This window comes from Achromobacter sp. FW305-C-30-7 (assembly GCF_058783105.1).
The window spans coordinates 20,632-46,112 of the sequence record NZ_JBYSYI010000018.1; the positions used below are offsets into that span (position 1 = coordinate 20,632).

Genomic DNA, 25,481 nt, shown 5'->3' on the forward strand with positions numbered 1-25,481 from the left:
GAAAAAAAAGCCGGCCGTCGCGCTGACGGGCCGGCCTTGCTGGCGCCAGCACTGCGGGCGCGGGGGTTACAGCCGTCGGTCTACAACTGTCGGTCTACAACTGGATCGCAGACAGGTCCGGACGCCTCAGGTGCCAGTCCGTCGCCGCCTGGAATGCCATGCCGATACGGCCCAGCGCGTCTTCGCCGTTGGGCTTGCCCAGCAACTGCACGCCGATGGGCATGCCGTCCGCCGAGAATCCGGCGGGCAGGGCCAGGCCCGAGGCGTTGACGTAATTGCCGGGGCGGGTGAATGCCGCCAGCGGCGTGGCGGCCTCGTCCACGTCTTCCAGCGGGCAGGCGGCAAACGGCAGGCAGGGCGCCAGGACCGCGTCATAGTCGCGCATCCAGTCCTGCCAGGCCTCGCAGGCGCGGGCATGGGCTTGCAGCGCCAACACGTAGTCGGCGGCGCTGGTCTGCTTGCCGCCCAGGATGCGGGCGCGCACGTAGCGGCCCAGTGGCAGGCTGTCGTCCTCGATGTAGTCGCGATGCTGGGCGTAGGCTTCGGCCGCGATGATGAGGCCGTTGCGCAGCATCATGTCGTGGAAATCGAAGGGGAAGGGCGCTTCCACGCATTCCGCGCCCAGGTCCGCCAGCGCGCGCCGCGTATCGTCCAGCGCGTTCTGTACCGCCGCATCGATGGCGATGGGGTACTGTGCCTGCGGCATGAGAGCGATGCGCGTGCCGGCTAGCGGCTTTGCGCCCGCGCGCAGATCGCGGTAGCGGTAGGCGGGGACGCCCCGGGTCACCGGATCGCGCGGATCGGGGCCGGACATGGCCGCGGTCAGCAGCAGCGAATCGCGCGTGTCGCGGGTCAGCGGGCCGATCGAATCCAGGGTGTGGGACAGGGCCACCGAGCCGTACAGGCTGATGAGTCCGCGCGTTGTTTTCAGTCCGGTGATGCCGTTGAGCGCGGCGGGAATCCGCACCGAGCCGCCGGTGTCCGAGCCTAGCGCGGCGGGCGCGAGGCCCGCGGCCACCGCCACGCCCGAGCCGCTGGAGGAGCCGCCGGGAATGCGGGCGCGCACCAGGTCCCAGGGATTGCGCGGGGTGCCCATGACGGGGTTGGTGCCCCAGCCGCCGAAGGCGAATTCCACCATATGCGTCTTGCCCAGCACCACCATGCCGGCGTCGACCAGGCGGGTCACGGGCGTGGCGGTGACTGTGCTGCGGCGCTCGCGCCAGGCTTGCGAACCGGCCGTGGTGACCTGGCCCTGGATGTCGCACAGGTCCTTGACGGCCACGGGCAGGCCGTCCAGCGGACCGAGCAGGCCATAGCCGGCGCGGCGGCGCGCGTCGGCGGCTTCGGCCAAGCGCAGCGCGCCCTCGCGGTCGACGCTGACGTAGGCGCCCAGCGCCGGATTGGCGCGGTCGATGCGGTCCAGGTAGTGCCGCGCCAGCTCCACCGAGCTGTAGCGGCCTTCGGCCAGGCCCTGCGCAAGTTCGCTGAGCGTGGCAAATGCAATGTCAGACATGTTTTCCTCGGGTGATGTCAGACCGGCGCGCGGCAGCCGCGCGCCGGTCTTCCTGCTTGCGCGCTCAGCGCTTGTTCCAGTCGGGGGCGGGGTAAACCGGCTTCTGCGTGGCGACGTCGGCAGGCCACACAGGCACCATGCCCTTGCCCGGCAGCAACTGCACTACGGGGAAGGGCATCAAGAGCTGCTTGCCCGTTTCGTCGATGGCGTAGGGGCCGGCCATGACGGTGAGCTTGCCCGACAGGTCCAGCGAGGCCTTCTTCAGCGCGGCCGCATCGGTGTTGCCGGCCTGCTTGACGATTTCCTCGGTCAGCGCGCCCGCGCCATAGGCCAGCGCGGTCTGGAAATCGGGCGGGAACTCGGCCTTGGGGAAGCGCTGGTCATAGGCGGCGGCGAACTGCTCGCGCGTCATGCCGGCGTTGACCTTCCAGTTGATCGCGGGGTGGTAGTTGGTGTGGCTGTAGATGTAGTTGGAATCCGCGCCGATGGCCTGGAATTGCGGGGTCGACGCATACACCATGAAGACGTACGGGAAGTTGATGTCCAGCTGCTTCATCTGGCGCGTCATGCTGATCAGGTCGCCCTCGTACGAGGTCGGCACCAGCGCCTCGGCGCCGGCCGCGCGGGCCTTCTGCAGGATGGTGCTGAAGTCCTTCTGGCCCTTGGGATACTTCTCGAACAGCACGACCTGCATGCCGTTCTTGGCGGCCTGTTCCTTGCCGCCTTCGGCCAGGCCGGCCGGGAACGGCTCGTCCGAATACAGGATGGCGACCTTCTTCACGCCCTGGTTGGCGGCCAGCTCCATGTTGGCGCGCAGCATGGCCGACACCGGCATCTGCGTGCCCGACACCATGTTCTTGAAACCCTGCTTGTACAGATCGTCGCTGGCGGCGGACCAGACCATCATGTACTTGCCCAGGCGCTCGGTGACGGTGGCGGCCGCGGCGGTCAGCGTGGAGCCGAAGGGCGCGAACACCAGATCCACTTTTTCATCGACAATCAGGCGTTCGTAAACGCGCGTCACCATCTGCTTGTCGCTGCGGTCGTCCAGCTTGACCAGTTCGACCGGGTACTTCTTGCCTTTGACTTCGATGCCGCCGCGGCGGTTGACGTCGTCGACCCACAGTTCGACGCCGCGCACGCCCGACTGCGAGGCCAGCGCGAAACTGCCGGTGGACGACACCGTCATGCCGACGCGGATCTTGTCCGAGGTCTGGGCGGCGCCCAGGGCAGGGGTCAGGGCGGCGACGGCGAGAGCCAGCGCCGGTAAGCGGGACAGCCAGGGTTTAGCGTACATGGGAGGTCTCCTATCGTTTTTGGTATACGGCCCCGCATTCCGTGGCGGACCATCGGACAGAGGCCTGGTGCTGGGCAATGTTTGCTCAACACGCAAGATAGCGTATAACAAATAGGCATGGAGCGCACGCCTTGAATAAATTGAATTACCGACAGACCGAAATGTTGTGGGCCATCGTCATGGCCGGATCCATCAGCGGCGCCGCCCGGCTGCTGAATATTTCGCAGCCGGCGGTCAGCCGGATGCTGGCGCATACCGAGAAGGCCATGGGGGTGACGCTCTTCGAGCGGGTCCGCGGCAAGCTCCGGCCGACCTCGCAAGTGCAGAGCCTGTTTGAGGAAATCGAGAAAACGCAGCGCATGATGCAGCGCGTCAACGACTTGGCCGATGCGCTGGCGGAGCATGGCACGGGGGTGCTCCGGCTGGCGTCCATCCCCAGCCTGGCCCAGTTCCTGGTGCCGCGCGCCGTGGCACGCTTCCAGCAGCGCCATCCCGAATTGCTGCTGCGGCTGAATACGACGGCGCTGCCCACTCTGATCACCGATGTGCTGCAGGGCGAGGCCGAGCTGGGGCTGGTGGTGATGCAAGCTGATCATCCCTTCCTCACGTCCCAGCCTCTGCATGTGGGACGCATGGTGGCCGCCATCCCCAAGGCGCATCCGCTGGCGGGCCGCGCCGAGGTAAGCCTGGCCGACCTGTCGCCCCATCCGCACATCGTGGTGGGTACCCGCATGCCCTTTGGCATGCTGGTGCTGGGCGCCTTCGAGCAGGCGGGCCTGCCGTGCCGCATGTGCGCCGACGTGCCCTGGAGCCAACTGGCCTGTGCTCTGGTGAATGCCGGGGTGGGCATTGCCATCGTCGACGAATTCACGGTCATGCAGAACACCATGCCGGATGTGGTCATCGTGCCGCTGGCCGAGCGCATCCCCCTGAATATCTCGGCTGTCTATGCCAGCAACCGCGAGCCCTCGGCCATAGCGCTGGAGTTCATCAAAGAGCTGCGCGGCGTGCTTGCCGAGGCCTTTCCAGCCGAAAATAAGGGTTAGTCCTTAACTTGCGGTTATGGTTTGAACTGGTCATAATCGCCTCCAAATAAAGCGGCCGTCCAACCCGGAAACGGCCCGGAGGAAGACATATGAGCAGCAGTCCCGTCCTGGCGGCGGGCGCCGCCTCGCATCGCGCGCAGGATCAGCGCGCAGTGCGGTTGCGCACCCGCATCGCCATCATCGTCTTTGCCGGCCTGGCCGCGGGCCTGGCCCTGATCCCGATGGCGACGTCGAACATCTCGTTCGCGTTCTATCTGATGCTGTGGATCACCATGGCCAGCGCCATGAACATCTGCGTCGGCTTCACCGGCTATCTGCCGTTCGGCTACGTGGTGTTCTACGGCGTGGGCTCCTACGCCACCGGCATCTGCTACAAGATCCTGGGCTGGCCCATCCTGCCGTCGCTGCTGGCGGCGGGCGGCGTGGGCGTGGCGATCGCGCTGCTGCTGGCACCCACGCTGCGCCTGCGCGGGGTGTACTTCGGCATTGTGAGCCTGGCGCTGGCCACCATCGTCAAGCTCATCATCTCCAACCTGCCGCAGTCCTTCACCGGCGGCAGCATGGGCATCATCCTGTCCAACGCCAACAACCCCACGCACAGCTACTACGCCATGCTGGCGGTGATGGGCGCCACCCTGGCCACCGTCACCTGGCTGTCGGTGTCCAGCCTGGGCCGCGCGCTCAAGGCCATCCGCGACGACGACGGCGCCGCCGCCTGCGTCGGCATCCACGTGCCCAATACCCGGCTCAAGGCCTGGCTGCTGGCCGCGCTGTTCCCGGCGCTGGCTGGCGGTATCGAGGCCTGGTACACCAACGTGGTGGATCCGGAATACGCCTTCCATGTGCTGATCACTGCCAAGAGCATCATCTACGCCATGGCGGGCGGTTTCGGCACCATCCTCGGGCCGGTCGTCGGCACCCTGGCGCTCTTGGGCATCGACCACGTGATCTGGCAGAAATTCCCGGTGGTGAACCTGCTGCTGCTGGGCCTGATCATCGTGCTGCTGATGCTGTTCCTGCCGCGCGGCATCGTCGGCAGCCTGATCAAACGCAAGCCGCAACTGCGCCGCTACATCGCCTGAGGAACCGCCATGACCGGACTGATTATCCAAGGGCTGATCAACGGCCTGATCCTGGGCGCCATCTACGGCCTGATCGGCGTGGGGCTGAACGTGATCTTCGGCGTGCTGCGCGTGGTCAACTTCGCGCACGGCGAATTTCTGGTGCTGGGCGCCTACTTCGCCTTCTATCTGATGGAGTACGCCGGCATCAACCCGCTGGTGGCGCTGCCGTTGGCCTTCGCCGCGTTCTTCCTGGCGGGCTACCTGCTGTACTTCGTGCTGATCCCGCGCCTGTCCAAGGCGGACGATCCCGAGATCAGCTCGCTGCTGCTGATGTTCGGCGTGTCCATCATGCTGGGCGCCATCATGCTGCTGGTGTTCGACGCGGATGCGCGCTCGCTGCCCTATGAGATCGAACCCGTGTTCCTGAAGTTCGGGCCGGTGCTGATCCCCACCGTGCGTTTGCTGGCGCTGGTCATCGCCCTGGCCATCATCGGCGCGCTGACGGTGTTCCTGTACCGCAGCCAGCTGGGCAAGGCGCTGCGCGCCATCATCATGAACCGCGACGCCGTGCGCATCGTTGGCATCAACGCCGAACGCCTGTCGGCCGTGGCCTTCGGGCTGGGCATAGGCCTGGCCGCCGCCAGCGGCGTACTGGTGGCGATGGTGTTTCCCGCTTTCTCGCCGTTCATGGGCAACGACTACACCTTGATCGGCTTCATCGTCATCGTACTGGGCGGCCTGGGCCATCCGGTGGGGGCGCTGGTCGGGGCGCTGCTGTTCGGCGTCACGGAACAGGTGTCGGTGGTGTTCTTCAATCCTTCCATTGCCACGATCTGCGGATTTGCGCTCATGGTCGCCACCATCTTCATCCGGCCCAGCGGACTCTTCGGCCGCCAGGCGTTGCGCTAACAGGAGCCTGACACATGTTGAAAGTCAGCAATCTCAAGAAGCGCTTCGGCGGGCTGGTGGCCTTGCAGGGCGTGGACGTGGACGTGCCGCGGGGTTCCATCCTGGGCATCATCGGCATGAACGGGTCGGGCAAGACCACCATGCTCAATTGCATCAACGGCATCTACACCCCGGACGAAGGTCGTATCGAGCTCGACGGCCAGAACATCGCCGGCAAGCAGATCCACGAGGTCGCCCGCCTTGGTGTGGGACGTACTTTCCAGGTGCCGCGCATCTTCCGCCAGCTGACCCTGCTGGACAACCTGGAAGTGGCGCAGCAGCAGACCGGCCGCAGCGCCGACGAACGCTATGCGCAATCCGAATACTGGCTGCACAAGGTCGAGTTGCACCGGCTGCGCCACAACTATGCAGAAGAGCTGTCCGGCGGACAGCAGAAGCTGGTGGAGCTGGCGCGCATCATGGTGGCGCGCCCCAAGGTGGTGCTGCTGGACGAACCTTTCGCCGGCGTCAATCCGGCGCTGGCGCAACTGCTGATCTCGGTCATCCGCGAACTGCCTGGCGAGCACGATTGCTCGGTGGTGCTGGTGTCGCACGACCTGACCTCGATCTACCAGCTGTCCCACCACATCATCGTCATGAACGAAGGCGCCATCCTGAGCCAGGGCAACGCCGAGCAAGTGCGCGCCGACCCCCGCGTGGTCGAAGCCTATCTGGGAGCCTGACATGAGCACGTCGATACTCGCGCTGGAAGACGTGACCGTGGCCTACCACGGCGACATCACCATCCTTAACCACGTCAACATCCAGGCGCGCGCGGGCAAGGTGACCGGCGTCATCGGTCCCAACGGCGCCGGCAAGTCCACGGTGCTGAAGACCATGTTCGGTTTCCTGCCGCCGCGCACCGGCCGCATCACCCTGCGCGGCGCGGACATCAGCGCGCAGCCCTCGCACGAACGCGCGGGCCACGGCGTGGCCTTCGTGCCGCAGCACCGCAGCCTGTTCGGTGAACTGTCGGTGCACGACAACCTGCTGCTGGGCTGCTGGCCGTTCCGCAAGGACAAGGCGCGCGTGCGCCAGCGCATTGACTCGGTCTATGACCGCTTTCCGATCCTGGCGCAGAAGCGCGACGATCCTGTCTCCAGTATGAGCGGCGGACAGCAGCGCTTCGTGGAGTTCGGCCGGGCCTTGCTGATCGAGCCCTCCGTCATCCTGCTGGACGAGCCCACCGCCATGCTCGCGCCCAAGATCTCCAAGGAGATCTACACCCTGATCCGCGGCTTTGCCGATGAAGGCATGACGGTGGTGCTGGTGGACCAGAACGTGCGCCGCTGCGCGGAGGTGTCCGACTATATGTATATCCTGGAACTGGGCCGCAACAAGGCCGAGGGCGGACGCGAAGCCTTCGATGACGGCGGGGGCCTGCGGGAGATGGTTGCGTCGTGGATGGATTACAAGATTGACTGACGGCGAGGTTCGGTGCGGTATCGGACCGATTCCACGGGCTGTCCGCGGTCGTTGAGAAAGTCGGACCGTAGGGCGCAACCCGCCGTGCGCGGCATGCGCTTGGCTCACTGCCCGTGAGGTCGGTCTCCAGGCCCGGCAGAACCAGGCGCGTGGCGTCGCCGCCACGCCCGCCCGGCTTTGCATTATTTGACGGTTCGGCACGGCCTGCCTTGCGCTAATCTGGCTGCGCCACCATCACCAGCCAGCCTATGCCATGACCTTCTTCGCAAGCGCCAACCTGCTGCGCCGCCGCGACGGGCACGAAGCCCGCGTCACCTTCGTCGAACTCTTCTTCGACCTGGTGTATGTCTTCGCGGTCACCCAGATATCGCACAGCCTGCTGCACGATCTGACCTTGATGGGCGCGCTCCATGCCTTGGTGCTGTGGTTCGCCGTCTGGCTGGGCTGGCAGTACACCTGCTGGGTCACCAACTGGTTCGACCCCGACGCGGTGCCGATGCGCGTCATGCTGTTCGCCGTGATGCTGGCCGGGCTGGTCTCTGGCGCGGCCTTGCCGGGCGCTTTCGGGGCCACCGGACTGGTGTTCGCGGTCAGCTACGTGCTGATCCAGGTGGGCCGCACGCTGTTCATCGTGCTGCACCTGGGACCCGCGCATCCACTGGCGCCCAACTTCCGCCGCATGCTGGCCTGGCTGTGCGTATCGGCGGTCTTGTGGGTCGCTGGCGGCCTGTCTCAGGACGGCACGCGGCTGGCGCTGTGGGCGCTGGCGGTGGCCTGCGAATACTTGTCGCCCATGATCGGCTTCCGCTTTCCCGGCCTGGGCCGTTCCAGCACGCGCGAATGGACGATCGAAGGCGGGCATTTGGCCGAGCGCTGCCAACTGTTCGTCATCGTCGCGCTGGGCGAAACCCTGCTCATCAGCGGCGCCACGCTGGCCGACCTGGAGCGCTGGAACGCGCCCGCGCTGATCGCGCTGCTGGCGGCCTTCCTGGGTACGGCCGCCATGTGGTGGGTGTATTTCGACACCAGCAGCCGCGACGGCAGCGAGGCCATCGTGCATAGCGACGATCCAGGCCGCATCGGCGCCTGGTTCCATTATGTGCATGTCATCCTGATCGCCGGCGTGATCGTGTCCGCCGTGGCCAACGAGTTGGTCATATTGCATCCGGACGGACGCATTGCCATGCCGGCGGCTGCCGCGCTGATCGGCGGCCCGGCGCTATACCTGGCGGGCAACGGCATCTACAAGACGGTGGTCTACGGCCGTTTCCCGCTGTCGCATGTCGTGGGGTTGGTGTTGCTGGCGGTGCTGGCGCCCGTGGCCTTTGTGACCGACAACCTCATGGTGGGCGGTTTGACCACCTTGATCATGATTCTGGTGGCGGCCTGGGAAAGCCTGTCGCGGCGCAGGGCGCATGCCAGCGCACCGCAAGGAATCGTGGATTAGCGTCAATCGGTGAGGGCGGGGCTGGAGGCAGCCCCAGCCATGAGCCGTTGGATGCGCCCGTCGAGCAGGCAGGCGGCGGCTTTCGGCAAAGCCGCCGCGCGGCTCAGATCAGTCCGCGTATCCCGGCAATGCCGTGCGCGCCATGGCGCAGCGCCTGCGACACGGTCTGGGTGGACTGGCCGCCCAGCGCGAATACCGGGATGCCGGCGTCGCGGTTGCCTGCCACGAAACCTTCCCATCCCAGCGTCGGCGCGCCGGGGTGGCTGGGCGTGTCCAGCACCGGACCCAGCACCGCGAAGTCGGCGCCAAGTTCGCGTGCGTGGACGACCTGGTCGTTGTCGTGCGCGGATACGCCGACCAGCGCACCTGCGGGGAGTTCAGGGCGCGCCGTGAGCTTGGCGGCATCGGCCGCGCGCAGATGCACGCCGTCGGCTTCGCGCCACCAGGCCGCGGGATGGACGCTGTTGACCAACACCCGGGCGCCTGCGGCGCGGCAGCGCTTTTGCACCTGTTGCAGCACTTCATGCAGCGAAGGAGAGGCCACGCCGTCCGGCCATTGCGGTTCGCGCAACTGCACCAGCTTCACGCCGCGCGCCAGCGCTGCTTCCAGCCGGCCCAGGAAAGCGGCCACGCCGGCCCGCGAACCCACGGAACTGATGCCGTAGGAAGTGGGCAGCTGCAACCAACGCAGCGGGGGCAGGGTGGCAGGCAACAAATCGCCCACCGATGCCGCTTGCGCAGGGTTGACCCATTCCAGGCGCTGGTTTTCCAGGCTGCGCGGTTCGCCTTCCCAGCCGGTGACGTGGCAGAACGCCAGGCGCACCGTGGTGTGGGGATAGGCGTGCACATAGGTGACCCAGGGCCGCGACTGCGTGACGCGGATGCCGATCTCTTCCTGCAGTTCGCGCGCCAGCGCTTCCAGCACGGTTTCGCCCGGTTCCAGCTTGCCGCCGGGCAGCTCCCACCAGCCGGCCCAGGGCTTGCCTTCGGGGCGCTGCCCCAGCAGCAACATGCCGTCCGGACGCAGGATCAGGCCGGCAGCGACGTCGACGATCTTTTCAGACATGACGGGCCGCCCAGTCGCGCGCAAATTGATACGCCACACGGCCCGAACGCGAGCCGCGCTCGATGGTCCATTGCAGCGCCTCGGTGCGCGAGGGTTCGATCTGCGCTTCCGGGCAGCCCAGCTCGCGCAGCCAGTGGTAGACGATGTCCAGGTAGTCGTCCTGCTTGAAGGGGTAGAACGACAGCCACAGGCCGAAGCGCTCGGACAGCGAGATCTTTTCCTCGACCGTTTCGCCGGGGTGGATCTCGCCGTCGGGCTGGTGCTTGGCCGCCAGGTTCTCGCTCATGTATTCCGGCATCAGGTGGCGCCGGTTGGAGGTGGCGTAGATCAGCACGTTGTCGCCCGAGGCCGACACCGAACCGTCCAGCACCGACTTCAGCGCCTTGTAGCCGGCTTCGCCTTCCTCGAACGACAGGTCGTCGCAGAACACGATGAAGCGTTCGGGGCGGGCGGCGACCAGTTCGACGATGTCGGCCAGATCGCCCAGATCCGACTTGTCCACTTCGATCAGGCGCAGCCCGCGATCGCCGTAGGCGGCCAGCATGGCCTTGACCAGCGAGCTCTTGCCGGTGCCGCGGGCGCCGGTCATGAGCACGTTGTTGGCGGGCTTCTTCTCGAGGAACTGCAGCGTGTTGCGGTCGATGATGCCCTTCTGGCGCTCGATATGCTGCAGGTCCGCCATGTCGATGCGCGCTACGTGGCGCACGGCGTCCAGCCAGCCGCGGGCGCCGCGCTTGCGCCAGCGGTAGGCGTGGGCGGTCCAGTCGATTTCGGGCGTTGCGGGCGGAAGCCAGGCTTCCAGCTGCGCCAGCACGCGCTCGGCGCGCTGGATAAGGGTGGAGAACTCGGTTGCGGTCACGTCTGCAGTCCAGGAAGTTGCGGATCAGGAGCGGTAGTCGGCGTTGATGGACACGTACTCGTGCGAGAAGTCGCAGGTGTAGACCGTGTCGCTGACCTGGCCGCGGCCCAGTGCGATGCGCACCTGGATCTCGGCCTGCTTCATCACGCGCTGGCCATCGGCTTCCTGGTAGGCGGGGTTGCGGCCGCCGTCCTTGGCCACCAGCACCTCGTCCAGCCACAGGCGGATATTGGAGACGTCTAGGTCGTCGATGCCGGCGTAGCCCACCGCGGCCAGGATGCGGCCCAGGTTGGGGTCCGAAGCGAAGAAGGCGGTCTTGACCAGCGGCGAGTGGGCCACGGCGTACGCCACCTTCAGCGCTTCCTCGGTATTGCCGGCTTCTTCCACGCGGATGGTCATGAACTTGGTGGCGCCTTCAGCGTCGCGCACGATCTTGGTGGCCAGTTCCAGCGCCGCGGCCGTCAGGGCTTCGCGCACGGCGGCGTAGGCCGGATCGGATTCGGCATTCACTTCGACGCCCGACTTGCCGGTGGCGGCGATGATGAAGGAGTCGTTGGTGGAGGTGTCGCCGTCGACCGTGATGCGGTTGAACGAGGCGTCGGCGATTTCGCCGGCCAGCTTGGCCAGCAGCGGCTGGGCGATGCCGGCGTCGGTGGCCAGGAAGCTCAGCATGGTGGCCATGTTGGGCCGGATCATGCCGGCGCCCTTGCTGATGCCGGTGAAGGTGACGGTCTTGCCGCCGATCTGCACCTTGGCCGAAGCGATCTTCGGCAGGGTGTCGGTCGTCATGATGCCGTGGGCGGCGCTGAACCAGTGGTCGGCGCCCAGGTCGGCGATGGCGGCCGGCAGGCCTGCCACCAGGCGGTCCAGCGGCAGCGGTTCGAGGATGACGCCGGTGGAGAAGGGCAGGATTTCGGCGGCGGGCACGCCCAGCAGCTTGCCCAGCGCGGCGCAGGTGTCCTTGGCCTTCTGCAGGCCTTCCTCGCCGGTGCCGGCGTTGGCGTTGCCGGTGTTGATGACCAGGGCGCTGATCGGGCCGCCGGCGGCCAGATGCGCCTGGCAGACTTGCACCGGCGCGGCGCAGAAACGGTTGCGCGTGAACACGCCGGCCACGCTGGTGCCCGGCGCGAAGCGGAATACGGTCAGGTCGCGTCGGTTGGCTTTGCGGATGCCGGCCTCGGTAACGCCGATTTCAACGCCGGCAACAGGAAAAATTTCGGACTCGGAGGGGATCTGCAGATTAACGGCCATGACTTCGTCTCATGTATGAGCAGGACGGAATCGCCGCCAGGCAAGGCGGCGCGCGGGGGAAAGCTTCGTATTATCCCACCGGAATGGGACAGCGTCCGGTCAGGGGCCGATCCGCATGGCGGCTACGTCCAGCACGCCGGCCTCGCGGTTGCTCAGCACGCTGCGCACGGCGCCGTCCGGGGCCTGCAGCACCGACTTGCCCGCCGGCACGTCCTCGCCGCCGGCGCGGCGCGCCGAACGCCCGCGCGACGGCGAAAACAGCAGATCGCCCGGCTGGGCGCCCGGCAGGCGGAGGTTGGCGGCGAGCACTCGGGTGCCGGGCTGGTAGGTCATGTCGCCCAGCACGGTTTCGCGGGCCAGCAGGCCTTCGAAATCCAGCATGCGGCGCTGGCTGTCCAGCTGCATGTCGACCTTCAGCAAGGGCATGCGGGCCACCTCCAGCGCGTCGCTGCCTTCGGTGCGCAGCAGCCAGCGGGGTGCGTCGGCGGCGGGGGCGCCGTTGACGACCTTGAGCCAGGCGCCGGGCGGCACGGGCTGCTGGTTCAGGGTGTTGCCGATGGCCAGATGGCAGCTGGCGAAGCTCGGGCGGCCTTCGCGCAGCACGAATTCGAGGCGGTGTCCGTGCGCGCACAGCCAGCCGTCCTGCGCCTGGTCGCGCGCGATCTCCACCGACAGGGTCTCGGCCTGCTTGCTGCTGGCTGGATAGCGGAACAGGCGCGTAGCCGCGACGCCCTGGATGGAGGCTGGGTGGGCTTCGGGAAAGACGGCGAGGTCGAACGAAGTCAGATCGCCCGGCTTGGCCAGGCTGAGCACGGTACCGGCCGGTATCTCCAGTCCAGCCAACTGGGTCGGCTGGGCCAGCACGGTCTTGCGTTCTGCGTCGGACTGGGCGCTTTGCCGGGCCGAGAACCACAGGCTGAACTGCTGATAGGGGAAAATGGCGCCGATGATGGCGAGTAAGGCCATCACGATGGCGCCGCCGCGCCGGTGGCCACCCAGCCATGCCCGGGCGCTGGAAGTGGTGGCCAGTACGGCCAGCCAGGTCAGCAGCGTGGCGAGGCAGGCCAGCGACGCTGCCATCAGCACGTAGAAATTACCGCCAGGAAGAGAAACCGGAATCATGGCGGCAATTATGCGCCAATCCGCAAGCGGACATCGGCGCGCACGGGCCTTCAGTTCTTGGCCGATTCCGAGCGGGTCGCCACCACTTGCAGCTTGAGTTCGCCCAAGGCCTGGAACAGCGCGTTGCGCGTGCCTTCGGGCAGGTCGCCGAACATGGACTTGACCCAGGATTCGTGGGCGCGGGCCATGCGGGCGAAGCTTTTCTTGCCCAGCGGCGTGAGCTTGATGAGCGAACTGCGGCGGTCGGACTCGACCTTGGTGCGCACCACCAGGCCTTCCTTTTCGAGCTGGTCGGTGATGCCGGTGATATTGCCGTTGGTGACCATCATGTGACGCGACAGTTCACCCATCTTCATGCCCTTGGGCGCGCGCTGCAATTGCGCCATCAGGTCGAAGCGCGGCAGCGTGGTGTCGAATTCAGTGCGCAGGCGGCTGCGGATCTCGCTTTCGACGAGATTGGCGCAGGTCAGCATGCGCAGCCACAGGCGCAACGCATGGTGGTCGTCGGGCGCGGCGCGCGATTCCAGGTCGGGGGTATCGGTCATGGCTATGCAAATTACCGGGAATGAGGGGCGGGCGCCAGATGCTGTTGAACGAGAATCGTCGGGCACGCCACGGCGTTGCCGGCGGCGCGCTTCTTGAGTATCGGCGGGATGTCGGGTACTGTCGCGCGAACGTCGTGCCGGGTAGCTGGCGCTGCGCTTTGATAGTTTTGGTGGAGGGTAGCCATGGCGGTAGCTTATTAGTAAAAACCCTTTGGTAAAAACCCTAGACTTGTTTTGCCGAATACTTTAAACCTAAACTATGAAGCACGCCAGCCTTGGCTGTGCAGCAAGAAGTCTTTCGAATCGCGATTCCAAAAAAGAACACCCTCTGCGCGGGCTCGCGCACGGAGCACACCACCATGCGTTTGATCACTTCCCTTCTGGCCGCCGCCGCCCTGGTGCCGGCACTGGCCAGCGCCGACACCATCAAAGTCGGCATCGCCAACGACATCTCCGGCCCGTTCTCGGCGCTCGGCGCCGAAGCCCGCGACGGCTTCAACCTGGCCATCAAGCAACTGGGCAGCAAGCTGGGCGGACAGCCCGCCGAATTCGTGCAGACCGACATGGGCGGCAACCCCGACCAGGCCCGCCAACTGGTGACGCGCTACATCCAGCGCGACAAGGTCGATTTCTTCACCGGCCCCATCGGCTCGAACGTGGCGCTGGCCGTCGGCCCCGCGCTGTTCGCGGCCAAGGTGCCGTACCTGTCGAACAACCCCGGCCCCAGCCAGTTCGCCGGCGCGCAGTGCAATGCGTACTGGTTCGGCACGTCCTACCAGAACGATGCCTTCCACGAAGCGGCCGGCAAGGTCGCGGCGGATCGCGGCTTCAAGAAGATGTTCATCATGGCCCCGGACTATCCGGCCGGCAAGGATGCCTTGAACGGCTTCAAGCGCGGCTACAAGACCGCCCCGGGCGACGAGGTCTACACCAAGCTCGGCCAGATCGACTACGCCGCCGAGCTGGCGCAGATCCGCGCCGCCAAGCCGGACGCGGTCTATATCTTCCTGCCGGGCGGCATGGGCATCAACTTCGTCAAGCAGTTCGTCTCGACCGGCCTGGCGCAGAGCGTCAAGCTGATCGGCCCAGGCTTCTCGGCCGACGAGGACGTGATCCAGGCCGTGGGCGAACCCATGCTGGGCATGTACAACACGGCGCAGTGGGCGCATGACCTGGACGTGCCGCAGAACAAGACCTTCGTCGAAGCCTTCCGCAAGGAATACAACGGCCGCTATCCCTCGGTGTACGCTGCCCAGGCTTATGACGTGATCATGGCCATGGACGCCGCCGTCAAGCAGGCCGGCGGCAAGGCCTCCGACCGCGAAGCCATCGTGCGCGCACTGGAAAAGGCCGACTACCCCTCGGTGCGCGGCAGCTTCACCTACGGCAAGAATCACTATCCCATCCAGTCCTACTACCTGCGCGTCGTCGACAAGGACGGCAGCGGCCGCATTACCAACAAGCTGGTGGGCAAGGTGTTCGACAAGTACCAGGACGTCTACGTCGGCGAGTGCAAGCTGTAGCCCACCCCCGAAGCGCTGCGCGCTTCCCCCTCAGGCGGGCCCCCCTCAAGGGGGCGTCGCAGCGGACCGGCAAAGCCGGCTCCGCGCGACCCCGCTCAGGGGAGGGCGTCTCAATGCGCTGCGGGCTGTGAGCTGCGCGATGCATAACTAGTGGCTTTAGAGATTTGACCGCGAGCTAGGCCATCGGCAATTCGCGGCAGGGGGAAGTTTTCATGACGTTTACGCTGATCGTCGAGCAATTGCTGAACGGTCTGCAGTTTGGGTTGATGTTGTTTTTGATCGCGGCCGGGCTGACCCTGGTGTTCGGCATCATGGACATCATGAATCTGGCTCACGGCTCGCTCTACATGGCCGGCGCCTATGTCGCCGCCGAGACCATGCAGCGCACAGGTTCATTCACCGCCGCCGTCCTGGTGGCGGCCGTCGCCACCGGCATCGTCGGCGTGGTGCTGGAACTCACGCTGATCCGCCGCCTTGCGCTGCGGGATCACCTGGCCCAGGTGCTGGGCACCTACGCCGTCATTCTCATCGCCAACGATCTGGTCAAGATGATCTGGGGTCCGGCGCCCGTCATGCTGAACATGCCGGCCGCGCTGTCCGGCCCGGTCCGGCTGCTGCCGGATCTGCTGTATCCCGCCTATCGCCTCATGATCATCGTGTTCGGCGTGGCCGCCGCCGCGGGCCTGTATTGGTTCGTGACGCGCACCCGCGCCGGCGTGCTGGTGCGGGCGGGCGCGTCCAACCGCCAGATGGCGACCCTGATGGGCGTGCGCGTGCCGCTGCTGTTCCTGGGCGTGTTCGTGCTGGGCGCCATGCTGGCCGCCGTGGCCGGCGCCCTGCTCGGTCCGATCACCTCGGTGCAGGTGGGCATGGGCGAGGAAATCCTGATCCTGGTGCTGGTGTGCATCGTCATCGGCGGCATCGGCTCGATCCGCGGCGCCTTTGTCGGCGCACTGCTGGTGGGCATGGTGGACACGGCGGGGCGGGCCTTCCTGCCCATGCTGCTGCGCCAGGTCTTTTCCCCGGCCGTGGCTTCCAGCGTCGGACCGACGCTGGCCGCCATTGCCATTTACGTATTGATGGCGGCAGTGCTGGTGTTCCGGCCCTCCGGCTTGTTTCCGGCGCGGGGTTGAGCATGAAATCCATCATCTGGACCGTGGTCCTGCTGGCCGCGCTGGCCGTCTTCCCCCTGGTGGCGCCGGCGCTGGGCCTGGACTTCTATATTTCCTTCGTGCGGCGCGTGCTGATCTACGCGCTGGCTGCGACCAGCTTGAACCTGATCCTGGGCTATGGCGGCATGGTGGCGCTGGGGCATGCGGCTTTCTTCGGCGCGGGCGCCTACGCGGTCGGCATCCTGGCCATGTCGGGCGTCACTTCCGCGTTGATCGTCTGGCCGGCGGCCATGCTGCTGGCGGCGGTGCTGGCCTACATCACCGGGGCGATTTCGCTGCGCACCCGCGGCGTGTACTTCATCATGATCACGCTGGCCTTCGCGCAGATGCTGTTCTATATCTTTATCTCGCTGCGCCAGTATGGCGGCGAGGACGGGCTGAATCTGCCGGGCTATTCCACCCTGCCTGGCATCGACCTGGCGCATGACGTCAGCTTCTACTACCTGGTACTGGCGCTGTTCGCGCTGATCATGTGGGTATTCAGCCGTGTGGTGGCCTCGCGCTTTGGCACCGCCCTGCAAGGCATACGCGAAAACGAATCGCGCATGGAATCCATGGGGTATCCGGTCTATCGCATCAAGCTGATGGCCTTCACGCTGAGCGGCGCGGTGGCCGGCCTGGCCGGCGCGCTGCTGGCCAACCACAACCTCTTCATCTCGCCCAGCCTGATGCACTGGACCCAGTCGGCCAACCTGCTGATCATGGTGCTGGTGGGCGGCATCGGCTTGCGCTATGGCGGGGTGGCCGGCGCCGTGGTCATGCTGACCCTGGAAGAAGTGCTGCGGCTGTGGACCGAATACTGGCACCTGCCCCTCGGCGTGCTGCTGCTGTGCGTGGTGTTCGGCGCGCCGCGGGGCCTGGTCGGGCTGTTCGGCCCGCTGTTCAGCGGCCGCGCCGCTGCTCCCCAATCCGGCAAGGTGGGATCATGAACGCTGCCGCAACGCCGGCCTTGCAGGCTACGGGATTGGTGCGCCGCTTTGGCGCGCTGGTCGCCACCGACAATGTGTCGCTGTCCCTGAACCCGGGCGAAATCCACGCCCTGATCGGCCCCAACGGCGCGGGCAAGTCAACGCTGATCCACCTGCTGTCCGGTACGCTGACGGCGGATTCGGGCACGCTGAAAGTGGGCGGCCGCGACGTAACCGGCATGAACGCCCACCAGCGGGTCTCCGCCGGGCTGTCGCGTTCGTACCAGATCACCAATATCTTCAAGCAGTCCTCCGTGCTGGATAACCTGGTGCTGGCGGTGCAGGCGCACGCGGGCAGCAGCTTCCGCTTCTGGAAGCCGCGCGCCGCCGAATCGGCCCTGTACGAACAGGCGCGCGAATTGGCACGTGAATGCGCCATCGACGCCAGCCTGCTGGAGCGCCCGGCCGGCACCTTGCCGCATGGCGAACAGCGCAAGGTCGAATTCGCGCTGGCCCTGGCCGCGCGGCCCGACGTGCTGCTGCTGGACGAGCCCATGGCGGGCATGGGGCCCGACGAAACCGTGCGCCTGACCGAATTGATCGAATCCATGCGCGGCCGCGCCGCCATGCTGCTGGTCGAACACGATATGCAGGCGGTGTTCCGCCTGGCCGACCGCCTGTCGGTGCTGGTGTACGGCCGCGTGATCGCGACCGGCACCCCTGATGAAATCCGCGCCAACCCGGAAGTGCGGCAAGCCTACCTGGGCGACGAGGAGACCGCGTGATGCTGACCATCGAATCCGCCAAGAGCGGCTACGGCGCCAGCCAGGTGCTGTTCGGCGTGGATCTGCAGATCGGCGCGGGCCAGGTCGTGACCCTGCTGGGCCGCAACGGCATGGGCAAGACCACGCTGCTGCGCACCCTGTTCGGCCAATTGCCCCTGCGCGGCGGCAAGATCCAGTTCGCCGGCCAGGACATCAGCGGCTGGAGCCCGGACCGCATCGCGCGGGTCGGCGTGGCCATCGTGCCGGAAGGGCGGCAGTGCTTCCCCAACCTGACGGTGCGTGAGCACCTGACGGCCTTCGTCGCCGGCCGCAATCCGGACATCGGCGAACCCTGGACGCCGGAACGGGTCTTCGAACTCTTTCCGCGCCTGCACGAGCGCGCCCGCAACATGGGCAACCAGCTCTCGGGCGGCGAACAGCAGATGCTGGCCATCGGCCGGGCGCTGGTCACCAATCCCCGGCTGCTGATCCTGGACGAGGCCACCGAAGGCCTGGCGCCCAAGATCCGCGAGGAAATCTGGAATTGCCTGGCCCGCCTGCGCCAGGCCGGCCAGACCATCCTGGTCATCGACAAATACGTCGAGCGGCTGTTGAGCCTGGCCGACCGCCACGTGATCCTGGAACGCGGCAAAGTGGTGTGGACCGGCGACTCCCAGGCCCTGGACGCCGACCGCGGCCTATGGGAACGCTACCTGGGCGTGTAGCAAGAAAGCTGCAATGTAAACAGGCAAATGCCGTCAGTCGTGACATAAAAAGCAATAAATCGACATTTATATTGCAGCAATGCAACTTAGGGCGCGGGAACGTCTTACAAGCGTTTGCTCCTGTTTCAATTGGATCCACTGTTCTCTAAACTTGTCGCGCTGGACGTGCCGCGTGGGTACGCCCGCATCGGGCTCACGGCTGAACAGGCGGGGCAATCGCGCGGCAAGGGGCGGCTTACACGGCCAACGCCTATGCACGCGTCCCCTTTTCACGCACGTTACGTCTTATCTAGTTGTCAGGAAGACTTTGCATGGCGAAATGGGGTTTGCGCAGAAAATCGTTGATGGCGCTGTTGCTGGCGTGCGTGGTGGCGCTGGCGCCGGCCGCCTTGATCGGCTGGCAGGTGCTGGACGGCGTCCGGGAGCACTTCGGACGCGCTTTCTCCGACAACTTCACGCAATTGAACCGCCAGCGCATCCTGGCGCCGGTGTCCCGCGAACTGGCCCTGTCGCTGCGGCTGGCGGATAGCGAGGTCACGCGCCGCTGGCTGCGCCACGAAGGCGATCCGGCCGCGCGCGAGCTGTTCTTCCGCGAAGCCGACGGCTACCGCCGCGATCTGCTAGGCCGCGCCTATTTCATCGCCAGCGCCGCCTCGGGCAACTATTACTTCAACGACGACCAGCCGCTGTCCGAGACGCCGCGCTACACCTTGAGCAAGAGCGCCGCCGATGACGCCTGGTTCTACCTGACGCTGGCGTCCGCGGCCAAGTACAACATCAACGTCAATCCGGACCTGAAGCTGCAGACCACCAAGGTCTGGATCAACGTCCAGGTGCGCGACGGCGACCGGGTCATCGGCCTGACCGGCTCTGGCCTGGACGTGGGCGGGTTCCTGCGCGAATTCGTCAATAGCGGGCAGCCGGGAGTCACGCCCATCATCGTCGACGAGGAAGGCGCGATCCAGGCGCACATGGACGCCTCGCTCATCGCCTACAACTCGGGCGCCGGCGGCGCGGGCGCCGGCCGCGGCACGGTGTTCAACCTGCTGGACGGCGGCGAGGGCCGCGCCGAGCTGGCCGCTGCCATGAAGGCGGCGCGGACCGACCCGCAGTCGGTGCAATCCGCCTGGATCAAGATGGATGGCATCCGGCAGCTGGTTTCGGTGGCCTACATGCCGGAACTGCACTGGCACGTGCTGACCGTGGTGGACCTGGGCGCGGCCCGGGTGCTGGACACGGATTGGCTCTGGCCCGCCGCCATCGGCCTGGTGGTGCTGTTCGCGGCCATGCTGCTGTGCTTCGGATACGCCATCGAACGCCTGATGCTGCGACCCTTGCGCCGCCTGCAGCAGTCGGCGCGGGCCATTGCCGACGGCAGCTACGACGTGCGCCTGCCGCCGGGCGGCCAGGACGAGATCGGCGACCTCAGCCGCGCCTTCGGCGTGATGGCGGACAAGGTGCGCCAGCACACGGCCGAACTCGAAACCAAGGTGCGCGAGCGCACCTCCGAGCTCGAGGACGCCAACCGCGCCATGGCCGCCGCGCACAAGAAGATCGACGACTCCATCGACTACGCCAGCCTGATCCAGCGCGCCATCCTTCCAGACCGCCAGTTGACCCAATCCCTGGGCGCACACCATTTCGTGCTGTGGAAGCCGCGCGACGTGGTGGGCGGCGACTTTTACGTGTTCCGCTCCGACGGCGCCAACTGCCTGCTGGGCATCATGGATTGCGCCGGCCACGGCGTGCCCGGCGCGCTGATGACCATGCTGGCCCGCGCGGCCATAGACCTGGCGATCACCGAGGCCGGGCCGGCCGATCCGGCCGCCATCCTGACCCGCACCGACAACGCCATCCGCGCCATGCTTGCGGACGCGCAATTGCCCCGCGCGCTGGCCACGAACACGGATGCGGCCCTGGTATATATTGACCGCCAAGCCGGCACGCTGCGCTATGCCGGCGCCAAGATCAGCCTGTACGCAAGCAACGGCGAAGAGCTGCGCGAGGTGCCCGGCGGCAAGCGGGCGCTGGGGGACAAGCGCACCGAGGTCTACGAAAACATCGAACTGCAGATGGAGCCCGGCTGGACCTTCTACCTGGTCACGGACGGGTTCCTGGACCAGGCGGGAGGCGAGCACGGTTTTGGCTTTGGCAATACCCGGTTCGCGGAAATGCTCAAGACACACGCGCGCCGGCCGTTAACCGAACAGGCGACCGCCTTCACCCAGGCGCTGGCCGAGTACCAAGGCGGCCAGCCGCAGCGTGATGACATCACCTTGCTGTCGTTCCGTTTCGAATAAACGTTATCAGGGCGGTTACCCCCATGAATGCCTCCGATCTTTACGCATTGGGCGAACGGTTCAACCAGAATCGCACCCTGTTGTGCTTCAACGGACCGATTTCCCGCAGCCTGATCGAGGAAATCGGCAACGCGCTCAAGAACTACCTGAATGCGGAGCACGCGCGTCCGGCCGAGGCCATGGACGTCTTCTCGGTCTACATCGAGATGATCCAGAACATCCGCCAGTACGCGGCGCAGCATGGCGACGTGGACGCCTCGGCCACGGTGGTGATCGGCCGCCGCGATGAAAGCCGCTATGTGGTGTCCGCCGGCAACCTGGTCAAGTCCGAGGACGGCCAGTCGCTGGTCGCCCGCATCCAGGAACTGGCGGCGCTGGACAAGGCGGCCCTGAAGGCCGAGTACAAGACGCAGCTGCACAAGCCGCGCGCCCAGGGCGTCGCTTCGGGCGCGGGCCTGGGGCTGATCGATATCGCCCGCCGGGCCGGCGCGCCGCTGGAGGCCAGCCTGACACCCGCCACGGCCCCCGGGCAGGCCTTCTTCAGCCTGAGCGTGGTGATCTGAACGCCCGCCCGGCCAAGAAATATATTTGGAGCAATTGATGAATGATTTGAATATTCCCGGGACCCAGTCCACGCCCGCCATCACCGCCGACACTGCTGCCGGCGTGCTGGCGATGCGTGGCGACTCCTATCCCGAGAATTCCTTCGAGCTGTTCGGCCCCGTCATCGAATGGGTCGAAGCCTACTTGCTGAGCAGCGCCGCGCCCCTGAAGCTGGAGCTCGAGCTGCTGTACCTGAATACCAGCAGCATCAAGTCCGTCATGGACATCTTCGATCTGCTGGAGGCTGCTCATGGCAAGGGCCGCGAGGTCAGCGTGACCTGGTTCTACGACATGCGCAACGAGCGCGTCGGCGAGCTGGCCGAGGAATTCAAGGAAGACTGCACCTTTCCCTTTTCAGTCATCGGCCGCCAATGAAATCCGACGCCGCCCAGCTGGACAAGCGCATCGCCGAATTGCTGGCGGACCCGGCCTATCAAGACCATCCGTTGCATGAAGCGCTGGACGCGCTCTGGCGGCACACGGCGGAGCAGATGGCGCGCATCGAGCGCGTGACCCAGCTGTCGGACGCCTACCAGAGCATGGCGCACGAACGCGAGCTGGGCCTGTGCGACCGTTTCGACCGGCAACTGCGCCGCCTGACCCGTATCGCGCGCATCTCGGACCACTATCAAAGCATGATGCGGGATCTGAATTCAGCGCTGCTGGAAACCTCCAACCGCGATGCCTTGACCGGACTGTTGAACCGGCGCGCCTTGATGGAGATGATCAAGCAAGAGGTCCTGCGCGTCTCCCGCGGCGGCTCGACCTTTGTCGTGGCGATGTTGGACGTGGATCATTTCAAGTCGGTCAACGACCGCTATGGCCATGAAACAGGCGACCGCGCGCTGGTCGAGCTGGCCGGCGCGCTGTGCAACAACCTGCGCGAATACGATCTGTGCGGCCGCTGGGGCGGCGAGGAATTCCTGGTGCTGCTGCCCAGCACCCAGCCCGAAGCCGCCCAGCGCGTCATGGACAGGCTGGTGGGCGCGGTGCGGGCCCTGGCAATCACGGTGGGGGATGGCGTCTTGGGATTGACGGTCAGCATAGGCATGGCATACCACCAATTGGGAGAAACCTTCTCTGAAACGCTCAGCCGCGCGGACCAGGCCTTGTACCTGGCCAAGCAGGACGGACGCGATCGCGTCGAACTCGGGTTTCCGAAGCGCTGAATGAAACCGGACCCGCTGTTATCCGGCATGGAGCCCCATATGCTTGATTCCTATCCAGGCGTCACCGACGAGCGTCCTCAAGGCGGCGCGTGGCACCCGGGCACTTACCTGGCGTCCATGGATCGGGCGCTGCTGCTGTTCGATTTCAACCCTGCGGGCTCCTTGTTGAACGCTAACGCGAACTTCCTCGCCTTGGTGGGCCATGTCCGCGAAGAGGCCCTGGCGCTGCGCCACGACATGCTGTGCGACAGCATGGACGAGGGCAAGGGCATCGTCGGCGGCGAACAGGTGTGGGCCCGGTTGCTGGGCGGCAAACACTTCACCGGCACCTGCCGCTATCGCAAGAGCGACGGCGGTTTCGTCTGGATTGAAGCCACCTACATGCCCATCGCCGACGAAGCCGGCGAAGTGGTCCGCATTTCCGTCATATCCCGCAAGTCCATCGCGGACGCCGACCGCCAGGAAGAGGTCCGCCTGCTGCTGCTGGGCATCAACGAAACCGGCAACGCCGTCGCGGTATCGGGCAAGGACGGCCGCATCGTCTATGTGAACGACGGCTTCCACCGCATGCTCGGCTTTGCCCGCGGCGACGCCGTGAACCAGGAGCTGGGCGAACTGCTGGCCGGCGGCCGGCAGGACGGCGGGACGCGCGAAGAGCTGGACCGCCGCATCGCCTGCCGCGAGGGCTACCACAAGGATGTGCTGGTCTACGACCGCGCCGGCCGGCCGCTGTGGGTCTCGGTAATGGCGAACTCCGTGTTCGATGAACGCGGCGCGCTGGTCAATATCGTGGACGTGCTGACGGACATCACGCCCACCAAGGTGCATGAAGTGCTGCAGCGCCGGGTGCTGCAGGCCATGGTCAACGAGGCCTCGGTGGTCGAGGTCATGAACATGGTGTGCCGCGAGGTCGAGCACCTGGCGCCCGAGGTGGCGGCCAGCGTGCTGCGCGTGGACGACGCCGGCCTGCTGCGGCCGCTGGCGGCGCCCAGCCTGCCGCAGGCCTTTGCCGACGCCCTGGACGGCGTGGCCATCGGTCCACAGGCAGGCGCCTGCGGCACCTCGGCCTTCCTGGGCCGGCCCGTGATCGTGCCGGACATCTCCACCGATCCGCTGTGGGACGATTACCGCCACCTGCCGCTGCCCGAGGACATAAAGGCCTGCTGGTCCTCGCCCATCAAATCCAGCGATGGCCGGGTGATAGGCACCTTCGGCTTCTATTTCCGCGAACGGCGCCTGCCCGACGATTTCCATCACCGACTGGTGGACGTGTGCGTCTACCTGTGCGCGCTGGCGCTGGAACGCGAAGAGGCCCGCGCCCGCATTCGCCAACTGGCGTTTTACGACGAACTGACGGGCCTGCCCAACCGCAACCTGCTGCTGGCGCAGGCCGAACAGGCCATCGCCCGCGCCGAACCCGAGCGCAAGCGTGTCGCCGTCCTGTTCCTGGACCTGGACCGCTTCAAGCAGGTCAACGACACGCTGGGCCATCCCATCGGCGACGCGCTGCTGCGCGACGTGGCACAGCGCCTGCGCCGCCTGGCGCGCGCGGCTGACATCGTGGGCCGCTTGTCCGGCGACGAGTTCGTGATGCTGATGCCGGACTTCGAACACGGCCGCCTGACGGCCGCGGCCGAGCATGTGCTGGTGGCCCTGGCCCAGCCCTTTTCGGTGGGCGGCATCACCCTGAACCCCTCGGTCAGCATCGGCATCAGCGTGTTCCCGGAAAACGGGCGCGACATGGACACGCTGCTGCGCCATGCCGACATGGCGATGTACCAGGCCAAGACGGCGGGGCGTAATCGCATTTCCTTCTTCAGCGCCGAAATGAACCGCCAGGCGCAAGAGCGCCTGGCGCTGGAAGCCGCCTTGCGCGACGCGCTGGAGGCCAAGGCGCTGCGGCTGCACTATCAGCCGCAGGTGGGCCTGGAGAACGGCCACCTGTACGGCGTCGAGGCGCTGGCCCGCTGGCGCCATCCGACCCTGGGCGATATTTCGCCGGCGCGCTTCGTGCCGCTGGCCGAGGAGTGCGGCCTGATCGGCGACCTGGGCGACTGGGCCGTGCGCGAAGCGTGTTCACAGCTGGCGGTCTGGCGCACCAAGGGCCTGCAGGTGCCGTCGGTGTCGGTGAACCTGTCGGCGACGAATTTCCATAACCTGAACCTGCCGCGGATGATCGAGGCGACGCTGACTGAATTCGGCTTGGCGGCGGCGGACCTGATGCTGGAGATCACCGAAGGCGTGGTGCTGGATGCAACCGCCGGCACCTTGCGGACCATCGCGGAGCTGCATCGCCTGGGCGTGCGCCTGTCGATGGACGATTTCGGCACTGGTTACTCCAGCCTGGGGCATCTACGCCGTCTGATCGTGGATGAACTGAAGCTGGACCGCAGTTTCGTGCAAGGCCTGGAGAGCGACGACGCGGCGCGGGCGTTGACCAGCGCGGTGATTCGCATCGGCGAGAGCCTGAGCCTGCCGGTGGTGGCCGAGGGCGTGGAGAACGAGGAGCAGCGGCGGTTCCTGATCGAGCAGGGGTGTGCGGCGGGACAGGGGTTCCTGTTTTCGCCGCCGTTGCCGGCGGGGGACCTTGAGGAATGGCTGCGGGGTAGGCCTTAGGCTTTCTGGCTGCTGTTGCTGTTGCTTTTGTCGGGTCCGTTGGTTCTTAAGACGCCTGTCGCGTCGGCGGCCTGCGGGGCGCGGGGCAACGATTGCGGTCCGGAGCGTTCGCTCCGGA

General features: G+C 66.3%; 23 protein-coding genes. 16 read left to right on the forward strand and 7 right to left on the reverse strand.

The window, feature by feature from the left end; translation table 11 throughout:
• Window positions 1-94 precede the first annotated feature (94 nt).
• Together AC3WOB_RS31125 and AC3WOB_RS31130 are read right to left on the reverse strand one after the other, a co-directional pair.
• On the reverse strand, window positions 95-1,513 hold the full coding sequence (locus AC3WOB_RS31125; protein WP_492277194.1) for an amidase: 1,419 nt from the start codon (window positions 1,511-1,513) through the stop codon (window positions 95-97).
• Between the two features lie 64 nt (window positions 1,514-1,577).
• Window positions 1,578-2,810: an amino acid ABC transporter substrate-binding protein gene (locus AC3WOB_RS31130; protein WP_492277195.1), complete on the reverse strand. Its 1,233-nt coding sequence runs from the start codon at window positions 2,808-2,810 to the stop codon at window positions 1,578-1,580.
• Between the two features lie 161 nt (window positions 2,811-2,971).
• Here AC3WOB_RS31130 and AC3WOB_RS31135 point away from each other — a divergent pair, with 161 nt between their 5' ends.
• From AC3WOB_RS31135 to AC3WOB_RS31160, 6 genes are all read left to right on the forward strand, one after another.
• Window positions 2,972-3,856, forward strand: coding sequence for a LysR family transcriptional regulator (locus AC3WOB_RS31135; protein ID WP_049797747.1), 885 nt, complete (start codon window positions 2,972-2,974; stop codon window positions 3,854-3,856).
• Window positions 3,857-3,945: 89 nt separating this feature from the next.
• Window positions 3,946-4,938 (forward strand): branched-chain amino acid ABC transporter permease, encoded by a 993-nt coding sequence (locus AC3WOB_RS31140; protein WP_013391318.1) that lies wholly within the window; start codon window positions 3,946-3,948, stop codon window positions 4,936-4,938.
• Window positions 4,939-4,947: 9 nt separating this feature from the next.
• Complete coding sequence (locus AC3WOB_RS31145; protein ID WP_054459258.1) at window positions 4,948-5,829, forward strand: branched-chain amino acid ABC transporter permease; 882 nt, start codon at window positions 4,948-4,950, stop codon at window positions 5,827-5,829.
• 14 nt (window positions 5,830-5,843) lie between these two features.
• The gene (locus tag AC3WOB_RS31150) at window positions 5,844-6,551 is read left to right on the forward strand and encodes an ABC transporter ATP-binding protein (RefSeq protein WP_013391320.1); all 708 of its coding nucleotides are present in this window, start codon (window positions 5,844-5,846) and stop codon (window positions 6,549-6,551) included.
• 1 nt (window position 6,552) lies between these two features.
• Window positions 6,553-7,293, forward strand: coding sequence for a branched-chain amino acid ABC transporter ATP-binding protein (locus AC3WOB_RS31155; protein WP_492277196.1), 741 nt, complete (start codon window positions 6,553-6,555; stop codon window positions 7,291-7,293).
• Between the two features lie 253 nt (window positions 7,294-7,546).
• Window positions 7,547-8,740, forward strand: coding sequence for a low temperature requirement protein A (locus tag AC3WOB_RS31160; protein WP_492277197.1), 1,194 nt, complete (start codon window positions 7,547-7,549; stop codon window positions 8,738-8,740).
• A 103-nt stretch (window positions 8,741-8,843) separates the two neighbouring features.
• Here the strand turns inward: AC3WOB_RS31160 and AC3WOB_RS31165 are convergent, their stop codons facing one another.
• The 5 genes from AC3WOB_RS31165 to AC3WOB_RS31185 all read right to left on the reverse strand — a co-directional run bounded on the left by AC3WOB_RS31165 (window position 8,844) and on the right by AC3WOB_RS31185 (window position 13,583).
• Window positions 8,844-9,806, reverse strand: a complete 963-nt coding sequence (locus AC3WOB_RS31165; protein WP_492277198.1) for a Nudix family hydrolase — start codon at window positions 9,804-9,806, stop codon at window positions 8,844-8,846.
• Window positions 9,799-10,665 (reverse strand): ATP-binding protein, encoded by an 867-nt coding sequence (locus AC3WOB_RS31170; protein ID WP_207471101.1) that lies wholly within the window; start codon window positions 10,663-10,665, stop codon window positions 9,799-9,801. Before AC3WOB_RS31170 ends, AC3WOB_RS31165 begins: the two co-directional genes overlap by 8 nt.
• Window positions 10,666-10,689: 24 nt before the next feature.
• A complete protein-coding gene (argJ, locus tag AC3WOB_RS31175; protein ID WP_492277199.1) occupies window positions 10,690-11,916 on the reverse strand; it encodes a bifunctional glutamate N-acetyltransferase/amino-acid acetyltransferase ArgJ in 1,227 nt (408 codons plus the stop codon).
• Window positions 11,917-12,015: 99 nt separating this feature from the next.
• On the reverse strand, window positions 12,016-13,038 hold the full coding sequence (locus AC3WOB_RS31180; RefSeq protein WP_492277200.1) for a hypothetical protein: 1,023 nt from the start codon (window positions 13,036-13,038) through the stop codon (window positions 12,016-12,018).
• A gap of 50 nt (window positions 13,039-13,088) precedes the next feature.
• Window positions 13,089-13,583 carry a MarR family winged helix-turn-helix transcriptional regulator gene (locus AC3WOB_RS31185; protein WP_013391327.1) on the reverse strand — a complete coding sequence of 165 codons (495 nt, stop codon included), beginning with the start codon at window positions 13,581-13,583 and terminating at the stop codon, window positions 13,089-13,091.
• Window positions 13,584-13,942: 359 nt separating this feature from the next.
• Between AC3WOB_RS31185 and AC3WOB_RS31190 the strand changes: the two genes are divergently transcribed.
• From AC3WOB_RS31190 to AC3WOB_RS31235, 10 genes are all read left to right on the forward strand, one after another.
• Window positions 13,943-15,106, forward strand: coding sequence for an ABC transporter substrate-binding protein (locus AC3WOB_RS31190; RefSeq protein ID WP_207471087.1), 1,164 nt, complete (start codon window positions 13,943-13,945; stop codon window positions 15,104-15,106).
• Window positions 15,107-15,318: 212 nt separating this feature from the next.
• The gene (locus tag AC3WOB_RS31195; protein WP_013391329.1) at window positions 15,319-16,239 is read left to right on the forward strand and encodes a branched-chain amino acid ABC transporter permease; all 921 of its coding nucleotides are present in this window, start codon (window positions 15,319-15,321) and stop codon (window positions 16,237-16,239) included.
• Between the two features lie 2 nt (window positions 16,240-16,241).
• Window positions 16,242-17,207: a branched-chain amino acid ABC transporter permease gene (locus AC3WOB_RS31200; protein ID WP_492277201.1), complete on the forward strand. Its 966-nt coding sequence runs from the start codon at window positions 16,242-16,244 to the stop codon at window positions 17,205-17,207.
• The gene (locus AC3WOB_RS31205; protein WP_492277202.1) at window positions 17,204-17,971 is read left to right on the forward strand and encodes an ABC transporter ATP-binding protein; all 768 of its coding nucleotides are present in this window, start codon (window positions 17,204-17,206) and stop codon (window positions 17,969-17,971) included. Before AC3WOB_RS31200 ends, AC3WOB_RS31205 begins: the two co-directional genes overlap by 4 nt.
• Window positions 17,971-18,675, forward strand: a complete 705-nt coding sequence (locus AC3WOB_RS31210; protein WP_013391332.1) for an ABC transporter ATP-binding protein — start codon at window positions 17,971-17,973, stop codon at window positions 18,673-18,675. The genes AC3WOB_RS31205 and AC3WOB_RS31210 overlap by 1 nt, the downstream gene beginning before the upstream one ends.
• A gap of 311 nt (window positions 18,676-18,986) precedes the next feature.
• Window positions 18,987-20,975 carry a biofilm regulation protein phosphatase SiaA gene (gene siaA, locus AC3WOB_RS31215; RefSeq protein ID WP_492277203.1) on the forward strand — a complete coding sequence of 663 codons (1,989 nt, stop codon included), beginning with the start codon at window positions 18,987-18,989 and terminating at the stop codon, window positions 20,973-20,975.
• A gap of 23 nt (window positions 20,976-20,998) precedes the next feature.
• A complete protein-coding gene (siaB, locus tag AC3WOB_RS31220; RefSeq protein WP_013391334.1) occupies window positions 20,999-21,538 on the forward strand; it encodes a biofilm regulation protein kinase SiaB in 540 nt (179 codons plus the stop codon).
• Between the two features lie 37 nt (window positions 21,539-21,575).
• The gene (gene siaC, locus AC3WOB_RS31225; RefSeq protein ID WP_013391335.1) at window positions 21,576-21,953 is read left to right on the forward strand and encodes a biofilm regulation phosphoprotein SiaC; all 378 of its coding nucleotides are present in this window, start codon (window positions 21,576-21,578) and stop codon (window positions 21,951-21,953) included.
• Window positions 21,950-22,747, forward strand: a complete 798-nt coding sequence (siaD, locus tag AC3WOB_RS31230; protein WP_013391336.1) for a biofilm regulation diguanylate cyclase SiaD — start codon at window positions 21,950-21,952, stop codon at window positions 22,745-22,747. The genes siaC and siaD overlap by 4 nt, the downstream gene beginning before the upstream one ends.
• Before the next feature lie 39 nt (window positions 22,748-22,786).
• Window positions 22,787-25,363 (forward strand): sensor domain-containing protein, encoded by a 2,577-nt coding sequence (locus AC3WOB_RS31235; RefSeq protein ID WP_013391337.1) that lies wholly within the window; start codon window positions 22,787-22,789, stop codon window positions 25,361-25,363.
• The last annotated feature ends 118 nt before the right edge of the window (window positions 25,364-25,481 follow it).